This is a genomic window from Arthrobacter sp. HMWF013, assembly GCF_003061105.1.
Taxonomy (GTDB): domain Bacteria; phylum Actinomycetota; class Actinomycetes; order Actinomycetales; family Micrococcaceae; genus Arthrobacter.
In genome coordinates this window covers 1-4,586 of the sequence record NZ_QAIQ01000712.1, presented here as the reverse complement: position 1 = coordinate 4,586, position 4,586 = coordinate 1, and the positions used below count along the sequence as shown (strand labels likewise).

Annotated in this window: 3 protein-coding genes and 1 pseudogene; 1 reads left to right on the top strand and 3 read right to left on the bottom strand. The window is 66.7% G+C overall.

Translation table 11 applies throughout. The features are described 5' to 3' along the window. Positions 1-104: 104 nt before the first annotated feature. Positions 105-638, bottom strand: coding sequence for a hemerythrin domain-containing protein (locus tag DBR22_RS23025; protein ID WP_108600883.1), 534 nt, complete (start codon positions 636-638; stop codon positions 105-107). 582 nt (positions 639-1,220) lie between these two features. On the opposite strand from DBR22_RS23025, the gene rsgA reads away from it, so the two are divergent. Next, positions 1,221-2,411, top strand: a complete 1,191-nt coding sequence (gene rsgA, locus DBR22_RS23020) for a ribosome small subunit-dependent GTPase A (protein WP_108600882.1) — start codon at positions 1,221-1,223, stop codon at positions 2,409-2,411. A 371-nt stretch (positions 2,412-2,782) separates the two neighbouring features. Here the strand turns inward: rsgA and DBR22_RS23015 are convergent, their stop codons facing one another. Next, on the bottom strand, positions 2,783-3,652 hold the full coding sequence (locus DBR22_RS23015) for a helix-turn-helix domain-containing protein (protein WP_108600881.1): 870 nt from the start codon (positions 3,650-3,652) through the stop codon (positions 2,783-2,785). A gap of 31 nt (positions 3,653-3,683) precedes the next feature. Further along, positions 3,684-4,586: pseudogene (locus tag DBR22_RS24065) on the bottom strand (beta-galactosidase); the annotation flags it as partial.

Sequence of the window (4,586 nt, the reverse complement as noted above, 5' to 3'; positions counted from 1 at the left end):
GCTCGCCTGGCTCTACGACGGGTCCGTGGACATGGCCGGGTCCTTGAAGGACTTCCTGCAGCTCCTCAGCGTAAGACCGCAAGGATAAGAGTGCCGCCGGGCCGTCAGAGCTGACGATCTGCCTCGTGCTCGTGCTCGTGCCCGTGCTCGCGGCCGTGGCCCACCAGTTCGTGAAGCCCTTCGACGGAATCAGCGAGCGAGAGTTCCGGGGATTGCACGATGAACGGCATCAGGAGACGGTTTTCCTTGTCCAGGTGCACGGCAAAAAGTTCCTGGATGGCTGTCCCGGTTGCTGCAGCCTGCACACCCTGCGCGACGCGGAGCCGTTCCACCAGCCCCACAATGGCCTGATGCTCGGCCAGCATGCCCTCCACCAGGAGCCGGCCCTGAACTGTATTTCCGGGGCCTGAATAGAGCGGCCCTTCTTCCGCCAAGGCATGGGGCACCAGTTCCTGTTCGCACCACATGGCCAACGCGTTGCGGGCATCGGCTCCGGCTCCGGAGGCAGGCTCCTCAACGGCACGGATCAGGGCAGCAACCCGCTCGCGGAGCTCCGCAAGCATCTCGCCATGATGATGCTCAACCGCATGGAGGGCACGCCGTTCAGCGTCCAGGTTTTTCTGCGGATGCTGCTCCATGACTGCTCCTCGTTGAGTATCACCGGTGCGGGCGGCCCTGATGGGCCCTGCTCTTCAACTGTACGAGAAACTGCCCCGCCTGCGAACGCAGGCGGGGCAGTCCGTACACGGGCAGTTCGTTCAGCCTGGCTATCGGGGGGCCAGCTACTTTCCGGAAGCGGCGGGATAGGCCGCGTCCACCTCAACCTCCACCAGCCAGCCGTTCACGGGCAGGTTCTCGATCTCCAGGGCGAACCGTGAAGGCCGGGCCCGGTTCACCACGAAGGGCTCGGCTGGTGCGGCCGAACCCCGACAGGAATCGCAACGTTCCCTCCCGCCCTACACACCAGGCGCTCATATGGCTAGAATCGGAAACCGGGAGTCCATGATGGAATCCGGACAACGGAAGAGACAGGGAGGTGGTTTTGATGACTGCTACAGCCGCGCGCCCGCGCACCGCACACATCAAGCACATCACCCCCGTCTCCAGCGACCGCCCGGCCTAGCCGCCGCAGCAACCACCGGACAGCAACCACCGGCAGGAACACCTGCCGCAGGTCCGTGCAGTTTCCGGGGTCTGGAGACCACCCCAAAGGACTCACGTTGAACAATTCGTCAGGCATCAGCCTGGACAGCATTGACCTATCCACCAAAGGCCACGACGGGCCTGTGACGTACGGCTACTCCACCGCAGTCGCCGCGCATTTCGACGCCGACCATACCCAACACCAGTCACGCCAGGATGTTGCCCAGCAGGTTGCCCAACAGAGGGAACGCGGGCGCGTGGTCCGGGTGGACCGCAGCCTGGTCCTCGTGGCTGTGGGCAGCGAACTGCTCCACCTGCCTTATCCCCTCGACGCAGGCGTGCCGGTCACCGGCGACTGGGTCTGGATCGGGCCAAACCGCGCGGGCGCCCGCCAGATCACCGGGATCCTCCCGCGCAGGTCCGAACTCAGCAGGAAACGTGCGTTTGAGGACTCGTCCGAGGCGCAGGTGCTGGCCGCCAACATGGATGTGGTGGGCGTGGTGGTGCCCGTTGACCGCCCCCTCACGCACAACCGCCTGGAACGCACGCTCGTGGCCGCATGGGATTCCGGTGCGGTCCCGCTGGTGATCATCACCAAAGCGGACCTGGCAGACGTAGCGGACGACGTCGTCGGGAAGGTCATTCTGCAGGCGGCGGGTGTTGAGGTGGTCACTACCTCGGCCGAGAACGGTGATGGCATCGACGCGCTGCTGTCGCACCTGCCACCGCACGGCACTCTGGTTCTCCTCGGACCGTCAGGCGCCGGCAAGTCCACCCTCATCAATGCGCTGGCAGGCGGCGAGGTGCAACACACCGGAGAGGTCCGTTCAGGCGATTTCAAAGGCAAGCACACCACCACGTCCCGGGAACTGGTCCCGCTGCCTAACGGGGCAGTACTGATGGACACCCCCGGCGTCCGGGGATTCGGGCTGTTCGACGCGGACGAAGGCCTGACGGAGATGTTCAGCGATGTGGAGGAGTTGGCAACCCTGTGCCGGTTCGCTGACTGCGCCCATCAGAGCGAGCCCGGCTGCGCCGTCCAGGCAGCCCTGGCGGACGGAACGCTGGAGGAACGGCGCTGGCTCAGCTACGGAAAACTGCAGCGCGAACTGGCCGCCCTTGCCCGGCGCACCGATGCAGCCGCCCGCAGGGCCTACCAACGCGAGTGGCACCAGAAGGTGGTGGTCGCGGGGAAATCGCAACGGTCCGCGGAACGGGAGAACTCAGAGCGGCAGGAGGAACATCGGTCTAAGAAGAAGCGGCGTTGAGCTGGCTGCTCAGGGCCACAGGTCCCTGTCATACCCGTAAAGCCGGGGCCTGGGCCTCGGTTCTTCCGCAGGCTCGGGAGACTTCGGATGCTCCGTGTGTTCTGCGCCTGTGCCCGGTACATCCTGCTCTTTGTCACTCGGCGGTGAAGGCGGGTTTTCTTTTTTCTCGGCCACGATGTTGCACTCCGAACACTGGTGGTTTGATCCGGCTGCCTGAATCCTTACGCCCACCCTAAACGGCCGCCGGTGCCGTTACGTGTCAGGTTAGGTCAAGATTGCGGCAATGTTGCCGCTGTCCCGGTGCGCCAGCGGGCCTTTTGCACCGCAAGAGGCGCCGGCCTGGAATCCAGGCCGGTGCCACGTTCCGCCCCTCAGCCTTTTCGTTCCGCCCGGTAGGCGCTGGGGCTGATGCCATGCAGCCGGCGGAACTGGCGGGAAAAATAGAACTGGTCAGCGAGCCCGATCTCCCGGCCCACCGCGGCGATCGACAGCTCGGTTGTATCCAGCAGCAGCCTGGCCCGCGCCATCTTCAGGGCCGTGTGGTGGGCGAGCACTCCCCCGCCGGTGGCCTCCCGGAACAGCTTGCTTAATTGCGAGGACGAGACACCCACCACCTTGGCCAGCTCGGGCAGCCGGATGGCGCCGTCCGCCCGGTCCTCAAGGAATTTCATGGCCTGCTGCAGGGGCGTTCCCTGCTCGGGAAGGCGGCGGTCCACAGCCAGGGTGGTCAGCAGCTTCCATGCCATTCCGGCCGTGGCCACCAGGCGGGCCGGCGACTGGTCCTGTTCCAGGGCGGTGATGATCTCGTCCAGCATGGCCGTCAGCCGGTCCACCGCAACGAGCGGAATGAGTGGGCGGTCCGGGCGCACCCCGGTCTCCCCAACCAGCTCCGGGGCATCAGATCCCAGGACGTGGCACCACCAGATCGTCCATGGGTCATCGGCTGAGGCACCGTAGGCATGGGCCTCCCCCGTGCCCCCGGGGAGTACGACGGCGGTGGACTTGCCGACGTCGGACCGGGAACCTCCCGCTTCAACCCAGCCTGTCCCCGCGACGCAGAGAATGATGATGGTCTCTTTGGCACCCTGGGGGCGGCGGCGCCCGTGCGCCGTTGCCACGGGAAAGACCCCGGCGTCGGTGACCACCAGACGGCGCGTAATGGGGCGGGTCAAAGCATCTCTGACCACGGGCCGCGGGACCACCACCAGGCGCTGGTTCTGGAACCCTGTTGCCAGCTCCACGCGGCACTCCCTCCATGACGGAATGTCCATGTTACGCCATGCACGGACCGCCCTGTCCGGTGCGCTCTGCGGTCCAGGAGGTCCACTGGATCAGTTCCACTGTGTCCAGGGCTGCGAGGTCGCCCGCCACGCTGTCTCTCCGCTCCTGGGCAGCGGCCGGAAGCCCCACCTCAGCCGCTTTGGACAGCGGAAGGACCTGGAGCAGGACCTCCGCACCAGCGGGGATCCCGGCGTCGTGCGTTTCGATCACCCACGGTGAGCCGTCCCAGAACCTGTCTGCCACCAGGGTCCCGTCAACGAACAGCCGGGCAACGTCGCCGGCCCAGGCTATCTCCAGCTCGGTATGCCCTCCGCCGGACGTGGATGCCACCGTCAGGTCCAGCCGGTAGACCGCCGCCAGTTTGTCCATCACGTCGTCGGACGGTGCGGCCGCCCGGCCCGCCAGCGAGCCGAAGGACGCGGGCACCGGCATGGCGGCACGGAGCAGTTCCGCAGCCACCCGGAGCCCCGGCTGGCCGGGATCGGTTGCGGCCGCCACCACCTCTTCGAAGCGGGCAGCCGCGGCGGAGTATCGCGTGACCCCCGGTGACCCGTGGGACCTGCCGGCCAAGGCACCATCCGCAGCGAGCCACACCGGATCCGCTGAGACCACCAGTTCCCGGCCGTCCGGCGTTTCCAGGACCCACGCCTGGTCGGCGAGCCGGGATGGCAGGACAAGGATTGCGAGCGAGTGTTGGCCCGCCGTCGCCGTCAGTGTGACCGGCTGCCGGGCGTCCACGGAGTATGTGTTTCCGGCGAGTAGCGTGGCGGCCCCGTCAAGGGCGGTTCCCTCCGGCAGGCAGAGTTGGACCTCGATGCCTTCTTCAGCGGTGAGGACCAGCGTCTGTGCTGCTGCCGGGCCCAGCACGGTCAGGGGCGAAGCCGTGGCCCAAAG

Excerpts from the sequence above, each read along its gene's own strand:
- DBR22_RS23025 (WP_108600883.1), bottom strand. The coding sequence starts at position 638 with ATGGAGCAGCATCCGCAGAAAAACCTGGACGCTGAACGGCGTGCCCTC.